Source organism: Streptomyces sp. Rer75, assembly GCF_013414305.1.
Lineage (GTDB): Bacteria > Actinomycetota > Actinomycetes > Streptomycetales > Streptomycetaceae > Streptomyces > Streptomyces himastatinicus.
The window spans coordinates 9,638,929-9,663,046 of record NZ_CP058693.1; the positions used below are offsets into that span (position 1 = coordinate 9,638,929).

At 72.2% G+C, this 24,118-nt stretch carries 2 protein-coding genes; both read left to right on the forward strand.

Going from position 1 to position 24,118, the window contains the following annotated elements; translation table 11 throughout:
* Window positions 1-11: 11 nt before the first annotated feature.
* On the forward strand, window positions 12-12,050 hold the full coding sequence (locus HYQ63_RS40845) for a type I polyketide synthase (protein WP_179939084.1): 12,039 nt from the start codon (window positions 12-14) through the stop codon (window positions 12,048-12,050).
* Between the two features lie 42 nt (window positions 12,051-12,092).
* Complete coding sequence (locus tag HYQ63_RS40850) at window positions 12,093-24,110, forward strand: type I polyketide synthase (RefSeq protein ID WP_179939088.1); 12,018 nt, start codon at window positions 12,093-12,095, stop codon at window positions 24,108-24,110.
* Window positions 24,111-24,118 lie beyond the last annotated feature (8 nt).

Sequence of the window (24,118 nt, forward strand, 5' to 3'; positions counted from 1 at the left end):
AGCGAGAACAGATGCCGGGTACGGGTTCGGGTTCGGGTACGGGTACGGGTACGGAAGAGAAGCTCCGTCAGTATCTCAAGCGGGTGACGGCCGATCTGGGGCAGACCCGACAGCGCTTGCGCGAGGTGGAGGAGCGGGCGCAGGAGCCGGTGGCCATCGTCAGCATGGCCTGCCGCTTCCCGGGCGGAATCGCCTCCCCCGAGGACCTGTGGCACCTCGTCGCCTCCGGCCGGGACGCCATCGGGGACTTCCCGAAGGACCGCGGCTGGGACCTGGACGGCCTGTACCACCCGGACCCGGACCACCCCGGCACCAGCTACGTCCGCCGGGGCGGTTTCCTCCGGGGCGCGGACGGATTCGACGCCACCTTCTTCGGCATCAGCCCGCGCGAGGCACTGGCCGCCGAACCGCAGCAACGCCAGCTCCTCGAAGTCTCCTGGGAACTGCTCGAACGCGCCGGGATCGACCCCACGTCGCTGAAGGGCACCCCGACCGGCGTCTACGCGGGTGCCGGAATCCTCGGCTTCGGCACGCCCCACATCGAAAGGAGCGCCGAAGGCTATCTGCTCACCGGCAACACGCTCAGCGTCGTCTCGGGCCGGGTCGCGTTCACCCTCGGCCTCGAAGGACCCGCGGTCACCGTGGACACGGCGTGCTCCTCGTCCCTGGTCGCCATGCACCTGGCCTGCCAGGCGCTCCGGCAGGGCGAATGCACCCTGGCCATGGCCGGTGGCGTCACGGTGATGACCACCCCGCACACCTTCGTGGAATTCTCCCGCCAGCGCGGACTGTCCCCCGACGGCCGCTGCAAGCCCTTCGCGGCGGCCGCCGACGGTACGGGATTCTCCGAGGGCGTCGGCCTGCTGCTCCTGGAGCGGCTCTCGGACGCACGGCGCAACGGACACCAGGTACTCGCGGTGCTCCGCGGTTCGGCGATCAACCAGGACGGCGCGTCGAACGGCCTGACCGCGCCGAACGGCCCCTCACAGCAGCGAGTGATCCGCCAGGCCCTCATCAACGCCCAGCTGTCCTCCGCCGAGGTCGACGCCGTCGAGGCGCATGGCACCGGCACCACGCTCGGCGACCCCATCGAAGCGGATGCGCTGATCGCCGCGTACGGCCAGGACCGGCCCGCCGACCAGCCGCTGTGGCTGGGCTCGCTGAAGTCCAACATCGGACATGCGCAGGGTGCCGCGGGCGTGGCCGGTGTGATCAAGATGGTGATGGCGCTGCGCCACGAGATGCTGCCCGTCACCCTGTACGTCGATGAGCCGACCCCGCACGCGGACTGGAGCGGCGGCGCGGTACGGCTGCTGACCGAGCCGGTGGCGTGGCCGCGCGGCGAACGTCCGCGGCGGGCCGGTGTGTCGGCGTTCGGCATTTCCGGCACCAACGCGCATGTGATCGTGGAACAGGCCCCGGACGTGCCCGAGCACGCTGAACCGCGGCCCGTTGAGGGTGTGGTGCCGTGGGTGGTGTCGGCGCGGAGCGCGGAGGCGTTACGGGATCAGGCGGCGGCGTTGGCGGCGCGAGTGGCCGATGCGGAGGTGGGGATTGCCGAGGTCGGCTGGTCGTTGGTGACGACGCGGGCGGTGTTCGAGCATCGTGCGGTGGTGGTGGGTGAGGGCCGGGCGGAGTTGCTGTCCGGGGTGGAGGCGCTGGCGGCTGGGGAGTCGCATCCGGGTGTGGTGGATGCGGGTGCTTCGCCGCTGAGCGGTGGTGTGGGTCCGGTGTTGGTGTTTCCGGGGCAGGGTTCGCAGTGGGTGGGGATGGGGGCCGCGTTGCTCGATGCGTCGCCGGTGTTTGCGGCGCGGGTGGTGGAGTGTGAGCGGGCGTTGGCGCCGTATGTGGATTGGTCGCTCCGGGATGTTCTGCGTGGTAAGGGGGACGCGGCGGATTTGGGCCGGGTGGATGTGGTGCAGCCGGTGTTGTGGGCGGTGATGGTGTCTTTGGCGGCGGTGTGGGCGGGGCACGGCGTGAAGCCCGCAGCGGTGGTGGGGCATAGCCAGGGTGAGATTGCGGCGGCGGTCGTGTCCGGGGCGCTGTCGCTGGAGGACGGCGCGAAGGTGGTGGCGCTGCGCAGCCGGGCGTTGCGTCAGCTGGCTGGTGGCGGTGCGATGGCGTCGCTGGGCGTGGGCCAGGAGCAGGCCGGACAGCTGCTGGCCCGGCTTGGTGACCAGGCCGCGGCGGTGGGTGTGGCTGCGGTCAACGGACCGTCTTCCACGGTCATTTCGGGTCCCCCGCAACAGGTGGCCGCGGTGGTCGCGGCATGCCAGGAGAACGGCGATCGCGCACGGCGCATCGACGTGGACTACGCCTCGCACGGCCCCCAGGTGGATGAGATCCGCGACGAGCTGATGCGCGTACTGGACGGAGTAGCCCCCGTCGCCGCGCCCTCGGACGACGTGGCCTTCTACTCGACGGTGACCGGCGGCCGAGCCGATACGGCCGGTCTGGACGCCGCGTACTGGGTGACGAACCTGCGGGAGCCGGTGCGCTTCGCGGAAGCGGTGGGGGCGCTGTTGGCCGATGGGCACCGGGTGTTCATCGAGGCCAGCACTCACCCCGTGCTCACCGTCGGCATGGAGGAGACCTTCGAGCGGGCGGGCGTCGACGCGGTGACCGTACCGACGCTGCGCCGCGACCACGGTGGCCGGGAGCAGCTGGTGCGCTCCCTCGCTCAGGCGTTCGTCGCGGGCGTCCCCGTGGACTGGACGGCCCTGTTCCCGTCCGATCCGACACCGTGCACCGTGGACCTGCCCACCTACGCGTTCCAGCACCAACGCTTCTGGATGGCCGGATCGGGCGGGACCGGCGACCCCAGCGGCCTCGGCCTGGTGTCCGCCGGACATCCGTTGCTGGGCGCCGCGGTCGAGCTTGCCGATGGCAGTACGCACCTGCTCACCGGCAGGATCACGACCGGGGGTGGCGAGAGCTGGCTCGGCGACCATGTGGTGGCGGGGACCGTACTGGCGCCGGGCGCGGCGCTGGTGGAGTGGGTGTTGCGGGCGGCCGACGAGGTCGGCTGCGGTGGGGTGGAGGAGCTGGCGCTTCAGGTGCCCCTGGCGCTGCCCGAGTCGGGTGGCTTGCGCGTACAGGTCGTGGTGGGCGAGGCGGCCGAGGACGGGCGGCGGGAGGTTCAGGTGTACTCCCGTCCCGGGGACGTCGACTCCGTAGCGGGGTGGGTGTGCCATGCGGAGGGCGTACTGAGCCCGCCACGTGAGGACACCGGACCGACGGCCGAGGGCTTGCAGGGTGTGTGGCCCCCGGAGGGCGCGCAGCCGGTGGAGCTGGACGGGTTCTACGAGCATGTCGCAGCGGCGGGATATGCGTACGGGCCGTCCTTCCGGGGCCTGCGCGCGATGTGGCGGGACGGCTCGGATGTCGTCGCCGAGGTGACGCTGCCCGAGGCAGCGGGGGACGAGGAAGGGTTCGGCATCCACCCGGCGCTGCTCGATGCCGCGCTGCACCCGGCGCTGCTGACCGCCTCGTCCGAGCGGGAGCAGGGCGACGACCAGGTGTGGCTGCCGTTCGCCTGGAACGGCGTGTCTCTCTGGGCCACCGGCGCCACCACCGTGCGAGTGCGGATCTCCCCGCGGGAGCACGGCGTGGACGGCGAGCGGGGCCTGCGGATGGTGGTGGCCGACGCCGCCGGGGAGCCGGTCCTGACGGTGGACTCCCTGGTGACGCGCCCGGCACGGATCGATCAGCTGCGGGCGGCGGGCACGCGTGGCGTGGACGGGCTGTTCTCGCTGGACTGGACGCCGTTGCCTGCCGTGCCGGTCACGACGGATGACGACGAGTGGGTGGTTCTGGACCTCGGTAACGCGGACGAGGACCTGGAGTCGTTGGTCGCGGCGCTCGATGCCGAAGGGCCGGTCCCGTCCGTCGCCCTCGCCTGCCTTCCGCACTCAGGTGCGGGTGCCGGTGCCGTTGCGGCGGCCGAGGGGCTGGCGCTGGCGGAACGGACGTTGGGGCTGTTGCAGGGCTGGTTGGCCGAACCGCGTCTGGCCGATGCCCGGTTGGTGGTGGTGACGCGGGGCGCGGTTGCGCCCGCTGACGACGACGTCCCGGACGTGGCCGGTGCCGCCGTATGGGGGCTGGTGCGCAGTGCGCAGGCCGAGAACCCGGGACGTTTCCTGCTGCTCGACCTCGCGCCCGGAGCCGATGTCCTCGCGGACCGCGTGCGAGACGCGGTCGCGTGTGCGGTGGAACGGGACGAACCCCAGCTGGCCGTACGGGACGGCCAGGCGCTGGTGCCCCGGCTGAAGCGGGCCGCCAGCGACCAGCCGTCGGCCGTCCCGGGCGTGCTCGACCCGGACGGCACGGTGCTCATCACGGGCGGCACCGGAACCCTGGGCGGACTGGTCGCCGAACACCTCGTCCGTACGTGGCAGGTCGGCCACCTTCTGTTGGCGAGCCGCCGCGGGCCGAACGCCCCCGGGGCACGAGACCTGGCCGACCGGCTGGAAGACCTCGGTGCGCGGGTGCGGATCGTCGCCGTGGACGTCACGGATGCGGCCGCGGTGGCCGAGCTGGTGGCGGGGGTCGACGCGGAGCATCCGCTGACCGGTGTCATCCATGCCGCGGGTGTGCTGGACGACGCGGTGGTCACCTCGCAGACTCCGGAGCGTCTGGCGCGGGTATGGGAGGCCAAGGCCACGGCCGCGGCCCAGCTGCACGCGGCGACGGTGGATCTGCCGCTGGGCGTGTTCGTGACGTTCTCTTCGGCCGCCGGGGTGCTGGGCAGCCCGGGACAGGCGAACTACGCGGCGGCGAACGCCTTCTGCGATGCCCTGGCCGCCCACCGCCGGGTCATCGGCCTTCCGGCGCTGTCGGTGGCGTGGGGGCTGTGGGCCGAGGCCAGCGGCCTGACCGGACAGCTCGCCGAGGTGGACCGGGCCCGGATGTCCCGCTCGGGCATCGACGCGATGTCCACCCCCAAGGCGCTCGCCTTGCTGGATGCCGCGTTCCGGCTCCCGCATCCGTTGGTGGTTGCTGTTGAGCTTGATGTGGCGGGGGTTGTGGGTGGTGATGTGCCTGCGGTGTTGCGTGGGTTGGTGGGGCGTGTTCGGCGTCGGGTGGCTGCGGGGGACGAGCATGTTGCCGGGTTGGCTGGGCGGTTGGTGGGTTTGGATGAGGGGGGTCGGTTGGATGTGGTGTTGGAGGTGGTGCGAAGTTGTGTGGCGGTGGTGTTGGGGTTTGGTTCGTTGGGTGAGGTGCGGTCGGGGGCTGCGTTCAAGGAGTTGGGTTTTGATTCGTTGACGGCGGTGGAGTTGCGTAATCGGCTGTCGGCGGCGACGGGGTTGCGGTTGCCCGCGACGATGGTGTTCGACTATCCGACGCCTCACGCTCTGGCCAGCTACCTGTGCACCCGCCTGAGCGGCGAGACGGCCGCCCCCCACGTGCGGGCCGTGACATCGACGGCCACCGATGAGCCGATCGCGATCGTCGCGATGACCTGCCGTTTCCCCGGCGGGGCCACCTCCCCGGAGGGCCTGTGGGACCTGGTCGCCTCGGGCCATGAGGCGATCGGGGAGTTTCCGACCGGGCGAGGCTGGGACCTGGACGGCCTCTTCCACCCGGACCCCGACCACCCCGGCACGTCCTACGCCCGCAAAGGCGGGTTCCTGTACGACGCCGACGCGTTCGACGCGGGGTTTTTCGGTATCAATCCGCGGGAGGCGCTGGCGACGGATCCGCAGCAGCGTCTGCTGCTGGAGGCGGCGTGGGAGGTGGTGGAGCGGGCCGGTATCGACCCGGTGTCGCTGAAGGGCAGCCCGACCGGCGTTTACGCCGGGGTGATGTACCACGACTACGCCGCCGGGCTCAGCGGCGGCGACGCACGGCTGGAGGGCTACGCCATGCTTGCCAGCTCCGGCAGCGTGGTGTCCGGCCGGGTGGCGTACACGCTGGGGTTGGAGGGCCCGGCGGTGACGGTGGATACGGCGTGTTCGTCGTCGCTGGTGGCGATGCATCTGGCGGCGCAGGCGCTGCGGCAGGGTGAGTGCACGCTTGCCCTCGCGGGTGGTGTGACGGTGATGGCGACGCCGGATGTGTTCACCGGATTCTCGCGTCAGCGCGGCCTGGCCCCCGACGGGCGATGCAAGCCCTTCGCCGCGGCGGCCGACGGCACCGGCTGGAGTGAGGGCGTCGGCCTGCTGCTCCTGGAGCGGTTGTCGGACGCGCGGCGCAATGGCCATCAGGTGTTGGCGGTGATTCGGGGTTCGGCGGTGAATCAGGATGGTGCGTCGAATGGCCTGACGGCGCCGAATGGTCCGTCGCAGCAGAGGGTGATCCGTCAGGCGCTGGCTGGTGCGGGGTTGTCGGCGTCCGAGGTGGACGCGGTGGAGGCGCACGGTACGGGGACGACCTTGGGTGATCCGATCGAGGCGCAGGCGCTGTTGGCGACGTACGGTCAGGAGCGGCCGGAAGATCGGCCGTTGCTACTCGGCTCCATCAAGTCGAATATCGGGCACACGCAGGCGGCCGCCGGTGTGGCGGGTGTGATCAAGATGGTGCAGGCCATGCGGCACGGCGTACTACCCGCCTCGTTGCACATTGATGAGCCGACACCGCATGTCGACTGGGGCAGTGGTGCGGTACGGCTGCTGACCGAGCCCGTGGAGTGGCCGAACAGCGAGCGTCCCCGCCGGGCCGGAGTGTCCTCCTTCGGCGCCTCGGGCACCAACGCTCACCTCATCCTGGAGCAGGCTCCGGATGCCCCCGAGGCGGAGCCGGTGCCCGAACACGGTGGTGTGGTGCCCTGGGTGCTGTCCGCGCGGAGCGCGGAGGCGCTGCGCGGGCAGGCCGCGGCACTGGCCGGGTGCCTCGCGCCGGACTCGCAGGCGTCAACCGTTGAGGTGGGATGGTCGCTGTTGGCGTCCCGGTCGCTGTTCGAGCACCGAGCGGTGGTGCTGGGCGGCGACCGGGCGGACATGGTGGCGGCGGTGGAGGCCCTGGCGGCCGGTGAGCCGCATCCGGGGGTGGTGGGCCCGCCCGCGGGCACGGCCCCGTCCGGGAAGACGGTGTGGCTGTTCAGCGGACAGGGCAGCCAGCGCGTGGGGATGGGCGCGGGGCTGTACGACCGCTTTCCCGTGTTCGCCGCGGCGTTCGACGAGGTCTGCGGCCTGCTCGACCCGCACCTTGAACACCCACTGCGCCAGGTGGCGTTCACCGGCGTGGCCGAGCGGCCGGGGCTGTTGGACCACACGACCTACGCCCAGGCAGGGCTGTTTGCCCTGCACATCGCCCTGGCCCGGCTGCTGGACTCGCTGGGGCTGCGCCCCGACGTGGTGATCGGCCACTCGATCGGGGAGGTCGCCGCCGCCCATATCGCAGGCGTCTTCGACCTCCCCGACGCCTGCCGACTCGTCGCCGCCCGCGCCACGCTGATGGGCGGACTTCCCGAAGGCGGTGGCATGGCCACCATCGCCGCCACATCCGACGAACTCGCCGAAGACCTTGCCGAACACGACGGCCACGTTGGCATCGCGGCCCTGAACACGCCCGGCAACACGGTCATCTCCGGACCCGCCGAACGGGTAGCCGGGATCAGTGCCGCGTGGGCCGCCAAGGGGCGCAAGACCAAGGCCCTGGCCGTCAGCCATGCCTTCCACTCCCCGCTGATGGACCCCATCCTGGAGCCGTTCACCCAGGCCATCGCGGATCTGACGTATCACCGGCCCGCCCTTCCGCTGCTGAGCAACCTCACCGGGGAACCCGCCGACGAGCGCATCGCCACCCCCGAATACTGGGCCCAACACATCCGCCAACCGGTCCACTTCCACCCCGCCATCACCCACATCGCCCCCGAGGCGGGTGTCTTTCTGGAGCTGGGCCCGGACCCGGTCCTGGCCACCGCGACACAGCACACACTCGGCCACGTCACCGCGGGCACCGAACGGCCCAGCTCCCTGGTGGCGGCCACGCTGAGCCGTAAGCAACCCGATGTCCGCGCCTTCGGCCACGCCCTCGCCCAACTCCACACGTCCGGTATCGACGTCGACTGGACCAGCTGGTTCCCGGCCGACCCCGCGCCGCGGACGGTGGAGCTGCCGACGTACGCCTTCCAGCGCGAGCGGTACTGGCTGTCCGCGGCGGGTGGCGTCGGGGATGTCGCCGCCGCCGGGTTGCAGCGTGTGGAGCACGCGTTGCTGCCCGCGGCGGTGGGGCTGGCCGACGGCGGGGTGGTGCTCACCGGCCGGGTCTCGGCCGTCGGCGCCAAGAACTGGCTGGCCGAACACGTGATGGCGGGCGCGGTGCTGGTGCCCGGTGCGGCGCTGGTGGAGTGGGCGCTGCGAGCGGCCGACGAGGCGGGCTGCGGTGGGGTGGAGGAACTGGCGCTCCAGGTCCCGCTGGTGCTGCCCGCGTCCGGCGGGCTGCGCGTACAGGTGGTGGCGGGCCCGGCCACCGAGGACCGGCGGCGCGATGTGCGGATCTACTCCCGCCCCGACCGCGATGCCGAACCGGGCACCGATCCGGGGTGGGTGTGCCATGCGGAGGGTGTGCTGAGCCCGCCGTCCGCCGATGGCGGGGGAGAGGAGCTGTCCGGGGCGTGGCCTCCCGCGGAGGCGGAGCCGGTGGACGTGACCGGCTTCTACGAGCGCGCGGCGGCGGCCGGATACGCGTACGGCCCGTCCTTCCAGGGCGTACAGGCCGTGTGGCGGGACGGTACGGACGTCCTCGCCGAGGTGGCGCTGCCCGAACCCGCCGGTGACCGCGACGGTTTTGGCATCCATCCCGCGCTGCTGGACGCCGCCCTGCACCCGGCGCTGCTCCTCGACCCGTCAGAGCCGGAACGGGACGACACACGGGTGTGGCTGCCGTTCGCCTGGCGGGGCGTGTCCTTGTTGGCCGACGGCGCGACGACGGTCCGGGTCCGGCTCTCTCCCCGGTCGCGGCAGCCGGACGGCGCGGAGGGCGAGCGGGGCCTGCGGGTGGTCGTGGCCGATGCGGTGGGTGTTCCGGTGCTGACGGTCGATGCGCTGGTGATGCGGTCGGCCGACCCGGATCAACTGCGGGCTGCCACGGGGCCCGAGGCGGACGGGCTGTTCACCCTGGACTGGACCCCGTTGCCGACATCACCGGAAGCCCACGGCACCGACGAGCCAGAGGAATCGCCAGCTGCCGGGCACTGGGTGGTGGTGGGCCAGGAGGAACCGTCCCCGATCGGGGAGGGCGCGGTCTGCCATCCGCATCTGGAGTCGCTGATCGCGGCGCTCGACGGCGGCGCGCCCGTTCCCTCGGTGGCCTTCGCCTGCCTGTCCGCGCCTTCCCCGGACCGCGATGTGGCGGATGCCGGACTGGCCCTGACGGGCAGCGCATTGGAGCTGTTGCAGGGCTGGTTGGCCGAGCCGCGGCTGGCCGATGCGCGGTTCGTGGTCGTCACCCGCGGCGCCGTCGCGCTCGACGCATCCGAGGGGGACATCGACAGTGGCGTGAACGCGGCCGGTGCCGCGGTGTGCGGGCTGGTGCGCAGTGCGCAGGCGGAGAACCCGGGCCGTTTCCTTCTGCTCGACCTCGACCCTGCCGGTGAACCGGTCGGCGCGGTCCCCGGCCATGGCATGGTGGACGGCGTACTGCGGGCCATGGCGATGGACGAGCCGCAGGTGGCGCTGCGCGCCGGGCGGATCCTGGTGCCACGGCTGATGCGCGCCGGTGGGGCGAGCAGCGGGGGAGTGGTGGGGCCGGTCGGGCAGCCCGCGTGGCGGCTCGAACTGACGGGCGCGGCGACGCTGGACAATGTGAAGCCGGTGCCCTGCCCCGAGGTGCTGGAGCCCCTGGGCGCCGGCCAGGTGCGGGTCGCGGTGCACGCGGCGGGCATCAACTTCCGCGACGCCCTGATCAGCCTCGGGATGGTCCCGGGCCAGACCGGGCTGGGCGGCGAGGGCGCCGGTGTGGTGGTCGCGGTCGGCCCCGGGGTGACCCGGGTGGCGGTGGGCGACCGGGTCATGGGTGTCTTCGACCGTGCGTTCGGCCCGCTGGCGGTGACGGACGCGCGTATGGTGGCGCCGATCCCCGCCGGGTGGAGTTTCCAGCAGGCGGCCGCGGTGCCGGTGGTGTTCCTCACCGCGTGGTACGGGCTGGTGGAGCTGGGCGGACTCCGAGCGGACGAGTCGGTGCTGATCCACGCGGCCGCCGGTGGTGTGGGCATGGCGGCGGTGCAGATCGCCCGCCATCTGGGCGCCGAGGTGTACGCCACGGCGAGCCCCGGCAAGCACGCGGTGCTGGACGCCATGGGCATCGACGCGGCACACCGGGCCTCCTCGCGCGACCTGGACTTCGAGCACGTCGTACGGAAGGCCACCGGCGGCCGTGGCGTGGACGTCGTACTGAACAGCCTCGCCGGACCCTTCGTCGACGCATCGCTGCGGCTGCTATGCGAGGGCGGCCGGCTCCTGGAAATGGGCAAGACCGACATCCGCGATCCGGAGCGGATCGCGGCCGACCACCCGGGCGTGCGCTACCAGGTCTACGACCTGATCGGGGACGCCGGACCGGACCGCATCGGCCGGATGCTGGCCGAGCTGGGTGCGCTCTTCACGGCCGGGGTCCTGGAACCGCCACCGCTCCGGGCCTGGCCGTTGGACCGGGCGCGGGAGGCGCTGCGCCACCTCAGCCAGGCCAAGCACACCGGCAAGCTCGTGTTGGACATCCCCGCCCCGGTGGACCCCGACGGCACCGTACTGATCACCGGCGGGACCGGCACCCTGGGCGCCCTGGTCGCCGAGCATCTGGTGCGCACGGGGCAGGTCAGGCATCTGTTGCTGGTCAGCCGCAGTGGCCCCGACGCCCCGGGCGCGAAGGAACTCACCGCCCGGCTGGACGAACTGGGCGCGCGGGTACGGATCGAGGCGGCGGACGTCACCGATGCCGCCGCGGTGGCCGCCCTGGTGGCGGGCGTCGACCCGGAGCACCCACTGACCGGAGTGATCCACGCGGCCGGTGTGCTGGACGACGCGGTCGTCACCTCGCAGACCCCGGAGCGGGTGGCGCGGGTCTGGGCGGCCAAGGCCACGGCGGCGGCCCATCTGCACGCGGCGACCGCGGACCTGCGGCTCGGCATGTTCGTGATGTTCTCCTCCGCGGCCGGGGTCATGGGCAGCCCCGGCCAGGCCAACTACGCGGCGGCCAACGCCTTTTGCGATGCGCTGGCCGCCCATCGGCGAGCCCTCGGCATGCCGGGCGTGTCCGTGGCATGGGGGCTGTGGGCCGAATCCAGTGAGATGACCGGAAACCTCACCGAAGCGGATCTGGCACGGATGGCCCGCTCCGGCATCGCCGCGATGGCGAGCGACCACGCCCTCGCACTGCTCGACGCCGCGCTCCAGCACGGCGGCCACCAGCTGATCGCGGCCGATGTGAACACGCGCGTCCTCGCCGCCCAGCCCCCGGACACCCTGCCCGCCGCACTGCGCGCCCTGGTCGCGGCGAGCACCGGTGCCGGGCGTACGACGGAACGGCGTACGGCGGCGGCCGCCGGTGCGCAGCCCGTCGACTGGGCCGGTCGGCTGGCGGGCATGTCCGCCGATGAGCGGCGTCGGGTGCTGCTCGACCTGGTCCGTGGCCACGCGACCACCGTGCTGGGCCACGCGGATGCGGAAGCGGTCCAGGCGGACACCAGTTTCAAGGATCTGGGCTTCGACTCGCTGACGGCGGTGGAGCTGCGCAACAGGCTCTCCGCCGCCACCGGCCTGCGGCTGCCCGCCGCCCTCGTCTTCGACTACCCTGAGGCGGCCATCGTGGCCGACTACCTGCTGGAGCGCCTCGCCCCCGAAGAGGACGGCTCACCGGGCCGGACCGGTGTCGACCCGGCCCTCGGCGAACTGGCCAAGCTGGAAGCCACGTTGGCGCGCCTCGACGTGGCGGACGGCGAGGCCGGGGCGGTCACCGCCCGGCTGGAAAGTCTGCTGGCCGCGTGGAAGGCGACGCGGAACCTGGCGGGACGGGAGACCGCCGCGGAGCGGAAGACCGCCACGGAGCGGCTGGAGTCCGCGTCCGCGGCCCAGGTTCTCGACTTCATCGACAACGAGCTGGGTGTGTCCTGAATGTGCCGGGCGCGACGATCGCTTAAGGCCGGGTGAAACCTCATGGTGAACGTGAACGTAAACGAAGAGAAGCTGGTCGAGTACCTCAAGCGCGTGTCCGCAGACCTGCACGACACACGGCTGCGCTTACGTGAGGTGGAGGAGCGTTCCCAGGAGCCGGTGGCCGTGGTGAGCGTCGCCTGCCGCTTCCCGGGCGGAGTGGACACGCCCGAGGCGCTGTGGCGGCTGGTGTCCGAAGGAGTCGACGCGATCGGCGACTTCCCCACCGACCGTGGCTGGGACCTGGAGGGCCTGTATCACCCGGACCCGGACCACCCCGGAACCACCTATACCCGCCGGGGCGGATTCCTCGACGGCGCCGACCAATTCGACCCCCTGTTCTTCGGCATCAGCCCGCGCGAGGCGCTGGCCACCAGCCCGCAGCAGCGGATGCTGCTCGAAACCGCCTGGGAGGCGTTCGAGCGGGCCGGTATCGATCCCGTTTCGCTGAAGGGCTCCCCCACGGGGGTTTACGCCGGGACGGCCACCACCGGCGGCGCAGCCGGGTCGGGCGACGTGCCCGAGGCGGCATCCGAGGGATACGCGGGCAATGCCCCGAGCCTGCTGTCGGGCCGGGTGTCCTACACCTTCGGACTGGAAGGCCCGGCCGTCACGGTGGAGACGGCGTGCTCGTCGTCGCTGGTGGCCATCCACCTTGCGGTGCAGGCACTGCGGCAGGGCGAATGCACGCTCGCCTTGGCCGGTGGGGTCACGGTGATGTCCACCCCCGAGGTGTTCACCGGCTTCTCGCGGCAGCGCGGTCTGTCCCCGGACGGCCGGTGCAAGGCGTTCGCCGCCACCGCCGACGGCACGGGGTGGGGCGAAGGCGTCGGCCTGGTACTGCTGGAGCGGCTGTCGGAGGCGCGGCGCAACGGCCACCAGGTGCTGGCCGTGATCCGCGGATCGGCCATCAACCAGGACGGCGCGAGCAACGGGTTCACGGCGCCGAACGGACCGTCGCAGCAGCGCGTCATCCGCCAGGCGCTGACCGGCGCCCGGCTGGCCCCGTCCGAGGTGGACGCCGTCGAGGCCCATGGCACCGGCACCACTCTGGGCGACCCCATCGAGGCGGACGCGCTCATCGCCACGTATGGGAAGGACCGGCCCGAGGACCGCCCCCTGTGGCTGGGGTCCTTGAAGTCCAACATCGGCCATACGCAGGGCGCGGCGGGCGTGGCCGGTGTGATCAAGATGGTGATGGCACTACGGCACGAGATGCTGCCCGCCACTCTGCACGTCGATGAGCCGACCCCTCATGTGGAGTGGGACGGAGGCGGCGTACGGCTGCTGACCAAGCCCGTGGAGTGGCCTCGCGGCGACCGGCCGCGACGGGCAGGAGTGTCGTCCTTCGGAATCAGCGGAACCAATGCGCACGTGATCGTGGAGCAGGCCCCGGACGCGCCCGAGGACGAGCCGGTGCCCGAGCGTGGCGGTGTCGTGCCGTGGGTGGTTTCAGGACGGAGTGAGGAGGCTTTGCGGGGCCAAGCGGGCGCGTTGGCGGCGCGTCTGGCCGAGGACCCTGCGCTGATGCCGGTGGACGTGGGCTGGTCGCTGGTCAGGACGCGGTCGGTGTTCGAGCATCGTGCGGTGGTGGTGGGTGAGGGCCGGGCGGAGTTGCTGCCCGGGGTGGAGGCGCTGGCGGCTGGGGAGTCGCATCCGGGTGTGGTGGATGCGGGTGCTTCGCCGCTGAGCGGTGGTGTGGGTCCGGTGTTGGTGTTTCCGGGGCAGGGTTCGCAGTGGGTGGGGATGGGGGCCGCGTTGCTCGATGCGTCGCCGGTGTTTGCGGCGCGGGTGGTGGAGTGTGAGCGCGCGTTGGCGCCGTATGTGGATTGGTCGCTCCGGGATGTTCTGCGTGGTAAGGGGGACGCGGCGGATTTGGGCCGGGTGGATGTGGTGCAGCCGGTGTTGTGGGCGGTGATGGTGTCTTTGGCGGCGGTGTGGGCGGGGCACGGCGTGAAGCCCGCAGCGGTGGTGGGGCATAGCCAGGGTGAGATTGCGGCGGCGGTCGTGTCCGGGGCGCTGTCGCTGGAGGACGGCGCGAAGGTCGTGGCGCTGCGCAGCCGGGCGTTGCGTCAGCTGGCCGGTGGCGGTGCGATGGCATCGCTGGGCGTGGGGCAGGAGGAGGCTGGTCGGCTGCTGTCGGGGCTGGGCGATCAGGCTGCCGGAGTGGGTGTGGCGGCGGTCAACGGGCCGACGTCCACGGTGGTGTCGGGTCCGCCGGAGCAGGTGGCCGCGGTGGTGGCCGCATGCCGGGAGAACGGTGATCGCGCGCGGCTCATCGATGTGGACTACGCCTCGCATGGCCCCCAGGTCGATGAGATCCGCGACGAGCTGATGCGCGTACTGGACGGGGTGACCCCGGTCGACACCTCCGGGACAGCGTTCTACTCCACGGTGACCGGCGGCCGGATCGCCACCAGCAGTCTGGACACGGCGTACTGGGTGACCAATCTGCGGGATCAGGTGCGCTTCGCCGACGCGATCGAGGCGCTGTTGGCCGATGGGCACCGGGTGTTCATCGAGGCCAGCACCCATCCCGTGCTCACCGTCGGTATGCAGGAAACCTTCGAGCGGGCGGGCGTCGACGCGACGACCGTGCCGACGCTGCGCCGCGACCACGGCGGTCAGGACCAGCTGGTGCGGTCTGTCGCCCAAGCGTTCGTCGCGGGCATCCCCGTGGACTGGACGACCCTGTTCCCGGCCGAGCCGACGCCACGTACGGTGGATCTGCCGACGTATGCGTTTCAGCGGAGGCGCTTCTGGGCCGCCGCCGCGGGCGGTCGGGTGGGCGATGTGGCCGCAGCCGGGTTGCAGCGTGTGGAGCACGCCTTGCTGCCCGCCGCCGTCGGGCTGCCCGACGGCGGGTTGCTGCTGACCGGCCGGGTCTCGGCGGGAAGCAGCGGCTGGCAGGCTGAGCACGCCGTCGCGGGCGCGGTGTTGATGCCCGGTGCCGCGCTGGTGGAGTGGGCGTTGCGGGCGGCCGATGAGGCGGGCTGCGGTGGCGTCGAGGAGCTGGCGCTACAAGTGCCGTTGATTTTGCCCGAGTCGGGGAGCCTGCGCGTACAGGTGGTGGTGGGCGAGGCGGCCGAGGACGGTAGGCGCGGCGTACGGGTGTACTCCCGCCCCGACCGCGTCGCCGAGCCGGGCGGCGACCCGGGATGGGTGTGCCACGCGGAAGGCGTGCTGAGCCCGCCGTCCGCCGTTGGCGGGGCGGAGGAGCTGCCCGGCGCATGGCCTCCGGCGAACGCGAAGCCGCTGGACGTCGAGGGGTTCTACGAGCAGGCCGCGGCAGCGGGGTACGTGTACGGCCCGTCGTTCCAGGGGCTTCGGGCAGCGTGGCGCGATGGGCAGGATCTGCTGGCCGAGGTGGCGCTGCCCGAGGCCGCCGGAGACCATGACGGCTTCGGTATCCACCCGGCGCTCCTCGACGCAGCCCTGCACCCCCTCCTGCTGGCCGACCGGTTCGCGGCCGACACCGACCCGGAGGACGAGCAGTTGTGGTTGCCGTTCGTCTGGAATGGCGTATCCCTGCACGCTACCGACGCCGCCACGGTCCGTGTGCGGCTCACCCGCCACCAGGAGAGCGCGGCGGGTGAGCGCGGGCTACGGCTGGTCGTGGCCGACGTCGGGGGTGCTTCCGTGCTCACGGTTGACTCCCTCACCATGCGTCCGGCCGACGCCGAGCAGCTTCGGTCCGTGGGCGGGCGCGACACCGGTGGGCTGTTCACGCTCGACTGGACGCCCCTGCCCGCTGCGCCGGTCACGACGCAGGACGACGGCTGGGTGGTGTTGGGCCGGAACGACGACTCCGGTGGTGCGGTGTGCCACCCGGATCTGACGGCGCTGGCCGCCGCGATGGACGGCGGTACGCCTGCTCCGACGCTGGCCTTGGCGTATCTCCCCGCCGTGTTCGAGCCTGCCGACGACGACCTCGCGGCGGGTGCGACCGACGGTCTCACCGCTGTCGAGCACGCACTGCAATGGGTACAGGGCTGGCTGGCCGAACCGCGTCTGGCAGACGCCCGGTTGGCGGTGGTGACGCGGGGCGCGGTCGCGCATGCCGAGGACGTGGTCCCGGATCCGGCCGGTGCCGCCGTATGGGGCCTGCTGCGGAGTGCGCAGGCGGAGAACCCGGACCGGTTCGTCCTCCTCGACACCGACCCGGATCTCCACACCGAGGTCGCCCATCGCAGTGTGGCCGACGCTGTGGCCCGTGCCGTACGGGCTGATGAGCCGCAGGTGGTCATGCGGGCCGGGCAGTTGCTGGTGCCTCGACTGACCGCGGCCTGCCGCGCAAGCCGTGACGAGTCCACCGCCGAGGGCCCGGAGGACATGTCCGGCGCTCTCGACCCGGACGGGACCGTGCTGATCGTCGGTGGTACGGGCCTGCTGGGCGGCCTGGTCGCCGAGCACCTCGTACGCACCTGGCAGGTCAAGCACCTGGTGCTGGCGAGCCGCCGGGGCCCCGACGCCCCGGGCGCGCCAGAACTCGCCGACCGGCTGAGCGACGCGGGCGCACAGGCGCGGATCGTCCCGCTGGATGTCACGGACGCGGCCGCGGTGGCCGAGTTGGTGGCCGGGATCGCACCGGCACACCCGCTGACCGGTGTCATCCATGCAGCGGGCGTGCTGGACGACGCGGTGATCACCTCGCTGACCTCGCAACAAGTGGCACGGGTGTGGCAGGCGAAGGCCACTGCGGCGGCCCATCTGCACGCGGCGACGGCGGATCTGCCACTGACCATGTTCGTGACGTTCTCCTCGGCCGCCGGCGTGGTGGGCAACGCCGGTCAGGCCGGATACGCGGCGGCGAACGCGTACGTGGACGCGCTGGTCGCCCGCCGCCGTGGTCTCGGGCTGCCCGGACTCTCGGTGGCCTGGGGGCTGTGGGAGCAGTCCAGCGCCATGACCGGCCACATGGCTCAGACGGATCTGACTCGGCTGCGCGGAATGAGGCCGTTGTCGTCCGAGCGCGGACTTGCCCTGCTGGATGCCGCGTTCCGAGTTCCGCATCCGTTGGTGGTTGCTGTGGAGCTTGATGTGGCGGGGGCTGTGGGTGGTGGTGTGCCTGCGGTGTTGCGTGGGTTGGTGGTGGGGCGTGTTCGGCGTCGGGTGGCTGTGGGGGATGAGCATGTTGCTGGGTTGGCTGGGCGGTTGGTGGGTTTGGATGAGGGGGGTCGGTTGGATGTGGTGTTGGAGGTGGTGCGGGGTTGTGTGGCGGTGGTGTTGGGGTTTGGTTCGTTGGGTGAGGTGCGGTCGGGGGCTGCGTTCAAGGAGTTGGGTTTTGATTCGTTGACGGCGGTGGAGTTGCGTAATCGGCTGTCGGCGGCGACGGGGTTGCGGTTGCCCGCGACGATGGTGTTCGACTATCCGACACCCCACGCTCTGGCCACCTACCTGTGCACCCGGTTGGTGGGCGAGACCGTGGTGGCGCGCGGCCCGGCGATGACGGTGGCCGACTCCGGTGAGCCGATCGCGATCGTGGGGATGACCTGCCGGTTCCCCGGTGGCGCGACATCCCCCGAGAAGCTGTGGGAGCTGGTCGCCTCGGGCCAGGACGTGATCGGGGAGTTTCCGACCGGCCGGGGCTGGGATCTGGACGGCCTCTTCCATCCGGATCCCGATCACCCGGGCACCAGCTACGCGAACGAGGGCGGCTTCCTCCACGATGCCGACGCGTTCGACGCGGGGTTTTTCGGTATCAATCCGCGGGAGGCGCTGGCGACGGATCCGCAGCAGCGTCTGCTGCTGGAGGCGGCGTGGGAGGTGGTGGAGCGGGCCGGTATCGACCCGGTGTCGCTGAAGGGCAGCCCGACCGGGGTCTATGCCGGGGTGATGTACCACGACTACGCCGCCGGGCTCAGCAGTGGCGCCGATAGCAAGCTGGAAGGCTACGCGATGCTCGCGGGATCGGGCAGCGTGGTCTCGGGTCGGGTGGCCTACACGCTGGGGTTGGAGGGCCCGGCGGTGACGGTGGATACGGCGTGTTCGTCGTCGCTGGTGGCGATGCATCTGGCGGCGCAGGCGCTGCGGCAGGGTGAGTGCACGCTTGCTCTGGCGGGTGGTGTGACGGTGATGGCGACGCCGGATGTGTTCACCGGGTTTTCGCGTCAGCGCGGTCTGGCCCCTGACGGGCGATGCAAGCCCTTTGCCGCTGCCGCGGACGGTACGGGGTGGGGCGAGGGCGTGGGCTTGTTGCTCCTGGAGCGGTTGTCGGATGCGCGGCGCAATGGTCATCGGGTGTTGGCGGTGATTCGGGGTTCGGCGGTGAATCAGGATGGTGCGTCGAATGGTTTGACGGCGCCGAATGGTCCGTCGCAGCAGCGGGTGATCCGTCAGGCGCTGGCTGGTGCGGGGCTGTCGGCGTCCGAGGTGGACGCGGTGGAGGCGCACGGCACGGGGACCACTTTGGGTGATCCGATCGAGGCGCAGGCGCTGCTGGCGACGTATGGCCAGGAGCGGCCGGAGGATCGGCCGCTGTGGCTGGGTTCGGTGAAGTCGAATATCGGGCATACGCAGGCGGCCGCCGGTGTGGCGGGTGTGATCAAGATGGTGCAGGCCATGCGGCACGGCGTACTTCCCGCTTCACTGCACGTCGATGAGCCGACACCGCATGTCGATTGGGCTGGTGGTGCGGTTCGGCTGCTGACCGAGCCCGTGGAGTGGCCGCACAGCGAACGTCCCCGCCGGGCTGGAGTGTCCTCCTTCGGCGCCTCCGGTACGAACGCACATGTGATCCTGGAGCAGGCCCCGGACGCCCCCGAGGCGGAGCCGGTGCCCGAACACGGTGGCGCAGTGCCCTGGGTGCTGTCCGCGCGGAGCGCGGAGGCGCTGCGCGGGCAGGCCGCGGCACTGGTGGCGCGTCTGGTCGAGGATCCTGAGCTGATGCCGGTGGATGTGGGCTGGTCGCTGATCAGCACGCGGTCGGTGTTCGAGCATCGTGCGGTGGTGGCGGGTGAGGACCGTACGGAGTTGGTGGCGGCGGTCGAGGCCCTGGCGGCAGGGGAGTCCCACCCGGATCTGGTGCACGCGAGTGCTGCGGCACCGGTGAGCGACGCGGGTCCCGTGCTGGTGTTCCCGGGGCAGGGATCCCAGTGGGCCGGGATGGGAGCCGCGCTGCTCGATGCGTCGCCGGTGTTCGCGGCGCGGGTGGCGAAATGCGAGCGGGCGCTGTCGCCGTACGTGGACTGGTCACTCACCGATGTTCTGCGCGGCACCGAGGGCGCGGGGGATCTGGGCCGGGTGGATGTGGTGCAGCCGGTGTTGTGGGCGGTGATGGTGTCCCTGGCGGCGGTGTGGGCCGGGCACGGGGTGAACCCTGCGGCGGTCGTGGGCCACAGCCAGGGGGAGATCGCGGCGGCAGTCGTGTCCGGGGCGCTGTCGCTGGAGGACGGCGCGAAGGTCGTGGCGCTGCGCAGCCGGGCGTTGCGCAAGCTGGCCGGTGGCGGTGCGATGGCGTCGCTGGGCGTGGGCCAGGAGCAGGCCGGAGAACTGCTGGCCCGGCTGGGTGACCAGGCCGCGGCGGTGGGTGTAGCGGCGGTCAACGGCCCCTCCTCCACGGTCATTTCAGGTCCCCCACAGCAGGTGGCCGCCGTGGTGGCGGCATGCCAGGAGAACGGCGAGCGCGCACGGCTCATCGATGTGGACTACGCCTCGCACGGCCCCCAGATCGACGAGATCCGCGACGAGCTGTTCTGCGAACTGGACGGAATCCACCCGAACGACACCTCCGGCACAGGCATCACCTTCTACTCCACGGTGACCGGCGGCCAAGCCGATACGGCACAGCTGGACACCGCGTACTGGGTGACCAATCTGCGGGATCAGGTCCGCTTCGCCGACGCCCTCGAGGCGGCGCTGGCCGACGGCCACCGGGTGTTCATCGAAACCAGCACCCACCCCGTGCTGACCATCGGCATGCAGGAGACCTTCGAGTGCACGGGCGTGGAGGCCGTCACGGTCCCCACGCTGCGCCGCGACCACGGCGACCGGGCCCAGCTGCTCCGGGCGCTCGCCCAGGCGTTCGTCGCCGGAGTCGACGTCGACTGGACGACCCTGTATCCCGCCTCGCCTCGACCCCGGATCGTGGAGCTGCCCACCTACGCCTTCCAGCGTGAGCGGTATTGGCTCGACGGCCACAGCGGTCGTGGGGGTGACCCCGCCGACCTCGGACTGGTCTCCGCGCGGCATGCCGTGCTGGCCGCCGCCGTGGAGCTTGCCGATGGCAACGGCCATGTGCTGACGGGCCGCCTCTCGGCGCGCAGCCATGCGTGGCTGGGTGAGCACGTGGTGGCGGACGCGGTGCTGGTGCCGGGCGCGGCCCTGGCGGAGTGGGCGCTGCGGGCCGCCGACGAGGTCGGCGCCGGTGGGGTGGAGGAACTGGCGCTCCAGATCCCGCTGGTGCTGCCCCCGTCCGGTGGGGTGCGGCTTCAGGTGGTCGTCGGCGCGCCCGGGGACGACGGACGCCGCGATGTGCAGGTGTACTCGCGGCCCGACGGCGATGCCGACCCCGGCACCGCGTGGAGGTGCCATGCGGAGGGCGTACTGAGCCCGCCCGCCGACCGCGCCGACGACGACGCGGCCGCACTGATGGGCGCATGGCCCCCGCCGGGCGCGGAGCCGCTGGAGACCGAGGGGTTCTACGAACGCGTCGCGGCGGCGGGATATGCGTACGGCCCGGCCTTCCAGGGGCTGCGGGCGGTGTGGCGGGACGGCGCGGACGTGCTGGCCGAGGCGGCGCTGCCGGAAGCCGCGGGCGAACACGGTGGCTTCGGCATCCACCCGGCGCTCCTCGATGCTGCCCTGCACCCGGCCCTCCTGATCGACCAGCTCACCACCGGCACGGACACCGAGACCGCCCCTGGCCAGGTGTGGCTGCCGTTCGCGTGGAACGGCGTCACGCTGTGGGCAGCCGAGGCGACCACGGTTCGGGTCCGGTTGTCCCCGTACGAGCAGAGCGCGGACGGCGAGCGAGCGCTGCGCGTGACCGTGGCGGATGCGGTTGGTGCGCCCGTATTGACCGTGGACTCGGTGGCGATGCGCCCGGCGAGCACGGACCAGTTGCGCTCGGTGGACCCCCGTCGTACGGACAGCCTGTTCACCCTCGACTGGACCTCCCTGCCCCTCGCCGTGGACACCACGGAACCGGCCGGCGGCGACGGCCCCTGGGCGGTGCTGGGCACCGATTCCCCGCACCTTGCCGGACCGGGCGCGAATCAACGCGCGAACCACCTCGCGGACCTCACGGCATTGACCGAGGCACTCGATCGCGGCGAGCCGGCCCCGTCGGTCGTCCTCGCCGACGTACGGTCCCCAGGCGTCGGCGACGATACGGCAGCGGAGGGCCTGGCCATCACGGAACGGACGCTGGCCCTGCTCCAGGGCTGGCTGGCCGAACCGCAGCTGGCCGATGCCCGGTTGGTGGTGGTGACGCACGGCGCGGTCACCGCTGACGGCCCTGCCGCGGACGGTGTGCAGGTGGCGGCCGCCGCCGTGTGGGGGCTCGTACGCAGCGCCCAGTCGGAGAACCCCGGCCGGTTCCTCCTGCTCGACCTCGACGGCGAGGCCAACGCCGACACCGTACGGATTGCCGTGACGCACGCCGTGGAAAGGGACGAACCGCAGCTCGCCATCCGCGCCGGGCGGGTTCTGGTGCCCCGCCTGGTCCGGGCCGGTGCCGGTGGCGCGGGGCTCGTGGGCCCGGTGGAGCAGCCCGCGGCATGGCGGTTGGACACCGTCGGTACGGCCACCCTGGACAACGTGCTGCCGGTGCCCTGCCCGGAGGTGCTGGAGCCGCTGGGAACGGGGCAGGTGCGGGTCGCCGTCCGCGCGGCCGGTATCAACTTCCGGGATGTCGTGGTGAGCCTGGGCATGGTTCCGGGGCAGACCGGGCTGGGCGGCGAAGGCGCCGGTGTGGTGGTGGACATCGGCCCCGGAGTGACCGATGTCGCGGTGGGGGACCGGGTCATGGGCGTCTTCGACCAGTCCTTCGGCCCCCTGACGGTCACGGACGCACGGCTGGTGGCCCCCGTACCGGACGGCTGGAGCTTCCAGCAGGCCGCCGCCGTACCGGTGGCGTTCCTCACCGCCTGGTACGGGCTCACCGACCTCGCCGGACTCCGGCCGGGCCAGTCGGTGCTGATCCATGCCGCCACCGGCGGCGTGGGAATGGCGGCGGTGCAGATCGCCCGCCACGTGGGTGCGGAGGTCTATGCCACGGCTTCCCCCGGCAAGCACACGACCCTGGAAGCCATGGGAATCGACCAGGGACACCGGGCCTCGTCACGCGATCTGGACTTCGAGCAGGTCGTACGGGAGGCCACCGGTGGCCGTGGCGTGGACGTCGTACTGAACAGCCTGGCCGGGCCCTTCGCCGACGCCTCCCTGCGGTTGCTGGCCGATGGTGGCCGGTTGCTGGAGATGGGGAAGACGGACATCCGTGATCCGGAGCAGATCGCGGCCGAGTATCCCGGGGTGCGGTACGAGGCGTACGACCTGATCACGGGTGCCGGACCGGACCGTATTGGGCGGATGCTGGACGAGCTGAGTGAGCTGTTCGCGTCGGGCGATCTGGCGCCGCCCCCAGTGCGGGCGTGGCCGTTGTGCCGGGCGCGGGAGGCGCTGCGGTATCTGAGCCAGGCCAAGCACACCGGCAAGCTGGTGCTGGACGTTCCGGCCCCGGTGGATCCTGAGGGCACGGTGCTGATCACGGGAGGTACGGGCACCCTGGGCGGGCAGGTGGCCGAACACCTCGTCCGTACCTGGGGCATCCGGCATCTGCTGCTGGTCAGCCGCAGCGGTCCCGACGCCCCCGGCGCCAAGGAACTGGCCATCCGCCTGGGCGAGTTGGACGCCGAGGTACGGATCGCCGCAGCCGACGTCGCCGACGCGACCGACGTGGCCGAACTCGTCGCGGGCATCGACCCGGCGCATCCACTGACCGGCGTCATCCACGCCGCGGGCGCCCTGGACGACGCCGTCGTCACCTCGCAATCGCCGGAGCGGCTGGCGCGGGTGTGGGGAGCCAAGGCCACTGCCGCGGCCAACCTCCACGCCGCCACCGCACACCTTCCGCTGGCGGTGTTCGTGATGTTCTCCTCGGCCGCCGGGGTCATGGGCAGCCCCGGGCAGGCCAACTACGCGGCCGCCAACGCCTTCTGCGACGCCCTCGCGGCCCACCGCCAGAACCTCGGCCTGCCCGGCGTTTCGGTGGCGTGGGGGCTGTGGGCCGAGGCCAGCGGGATGACCGGCCATCTGGCCGAGGCGGACCTGGCCCGGATGGCCCGGTCCGGCATCGCCGCGATGTCCAGTGACCAGGCGCTGCGCCTGCTGGACGCCGCCTGCTGGCACGGCGATCCTCAGCCTGCGGCTGTCGACCTCGATGTGCGCGCCCTGTCCGCACAGCCCGCCGACGCTCTTCCGGCCCTGCTGCGCGCCCTCACCGCCGACGCCCGCGGGGCCACCGCACGGCGAACCGCCGCCACCGGCGCGCCCGCCGCGGGACTGGTCGGTCGGCTGACGGCACTGACGCCGGAGGAACAACACCGCGAACTGCTCAACCTGGTACGCACCCAGGCGGCCGCGGTGCTGGGACACACCGGCGCCGGGGCGGTGGACAGCGACACCCCGTTCAAGGATCTGGGGTTCGATTCGCTGACCGCCGTCGAGCTGCGCAACCGGCTCGCCGCGGCCACCGGGCTGCGTCTGCCCGCCACGTTCATCTTCCGGCATCCGACGTCCTCGGCCATCGCCGACGACCTGCGCGAACAGCTGTGCCCCGCGGGCGCGGACACCTCCGGCCCCGTCTTCGGCGAGCTGGAGAAGCTGGAGGGGGCGATGGCCCGGTTCGTCCCCGACGACCAGGCCCGCGGCAGGCTGGCGAAGCGGCTGGAGGCGCTGCTGTGGCGGCTCGGCGACGGCGCCCCCGAGGCGGCCGTCGGCCACACCGCGGACGACGAGGCCGTGGAAGCCGCGTCGGACGACGAACTGTTCGCGTTCATCGACCGGGAACTGCCTTCTTGACCACGAGT